Raw genomic sequence first — 1,547 nt, forward strand, 5'->3', positions numbered from 1 at the left:
CTCGGCGGTCCGAGGCGGAGCCTCATTAGTACTCCAGCCGCACTTACTGATCTCTAGCTTGTTGTCGCAGGTAGTGGCTTTGTCGGGCGCGGGCTTGGCGGCGTCGTCGCCAGCGTGACCAGTACACGATGTGGCTTTCGTCGGTGGGAGGGCGGGTCAGCAAGGCGAACAGGCGGCGGATCTCGTTCACCGACATCGGGATGAGCTGGCAGGAGCCTGGATCGGCCGGCTCGGTCAGCGGGTCACCGACCGCAACGCGGGTCACCGCCAGGAAGGCCAGTGCGAGCATGGCCAGCGTCATGTAGCGGTACCAGGCCGGGTAAAGCCGGACCTGGTAGTGGTCGAACGCGGCCTCGTTCTTGCCGGTCTGGAAGCATTCCTCGATGGTCCAGCGGCAGCCGACGATGTGGACCAGTCGGCCCAACGGCACCGGTGTGGGGGTGTGGCACAGGAAGAAGGCCAGGCCGGCGGGCTTGCTGACGGAACGGCGGATCAGCAGGTGATGGGTCGGGCTGGCGGTGGCGATCAGAGCCCGGTCATAGTGGCGCTCGCCCTTGGCGCCCGGCCCACACGACAGGCGCTGCCATCCAGCCTTGCGGACCTTGCCGGCCATGATGGCGGCACGCGTCTTACCGGCGCCGGTGGTGATCTGATGGGTACGCGAGACAGCCACCACGTAGCCGATGCGCCTGTCCTCCAGGAAGTGGCGCAGCGGTCCGTTGTCGCCGTAGGCCTCATCGGCGGTCACCCAGGCAAACGGCAGCCCCGCCGCCACAGCTCGCTCGATCATCGCGTGGAGGAGTTGCGGCTTGGTGGCGAAGCCGACCTGCTCGGGAATCTGCGCGGCGGCGCGCCGGGACGGCTCGGCGATCCACGAGTCGCGGGGCAGGTATAACTCGCGATCGATCAAGGCCCGGCCGCCGATGGAGGCATAGCCGCGGAACACCCCGATCCGGCAGTTGGCGATCTTCCCCAGGGTGCCGGTGTATTGCCGCTGCACCCCGGCTGAGCAGCGGCCTTGTTTGGCGAAGCCGGTGTCGTCGCCCACCGGCACACCGTCGCCGTGGCCGAGATGGTCGATGACGTAGGCGCGGATGTCATCGCGCACACCCTCGGCATCCCACGTGGCCGCGTTGAACAGCCGTTGCATCCCATCGGGACTGCGCTCGCCCGCGTACTCGGCCAGCGACCAGCCGTTCTTCCGCTCCAGCCCGGACAGCAGGCCCTCAACGCAGCGGCGTGCCCGTGCACGCACCTCCGGGCCTTTGAAGCGACCGGCCACCCGCGCGAAGGCGGCATCGAGACCGGCCTGCAAACGAGCAGCACCCAGGTGTTCTACGCTGGCCATCGCGGCCACCGCACGATCTTCAGTTCCATCACACCTGAATGATCACAGCGGTGGCCGTTCCTTCTTCACGCGGGCACCACCCAGGCACGCCCCGGTATACCCAGGCGGTCCCAACCACGGTCAAGCGTGTCCAGACACGCTCCTTCAAGAGCCGAAGTGCGGCTGGAGTACTAATGAGGCTCCGCCTCGGACCGCCGAG

1 protein-coding gene is annotated in these 1,547 nt (G+C 67.6%); it reads right to left on the reverse strand.

All coding sequences use genetic code 11. The features are described 5' to 3' along the window. Positions 1-43 precede the first annotated feature (43 nt). Entirely contained in the window at positions 44-1,348 is a 1,305-nt protein-coding gene (locus BSB02_RS39120; protein ID WP_084966061.1) for an IS701 family transposase, read from the reverse strand. Between the last annotated feature and the right edge of the window lie 199 nt (positions 1,349-1,547).

The sequence above is a fragment of the Thermoactinospora rubra genome (assembly GCF_002093975.1).
GTDB lineage: Bacteria > Actinomycetota > Actinomycetes > Streptosporangiales > Streptosporangiaceae > Nonomuraea > Nonomuraea rubra_A.

What these genes read in the sequence shown, in the direction of transcription:
- BSB02_RS39120 (WP_084966061.1), bottom strand. Translation starts at nt 1,348, where the DNA reads ATGGCCAGCGTAGAACACCTGGGTGCTGCTCGTTTGCAGGCCGGTCTC.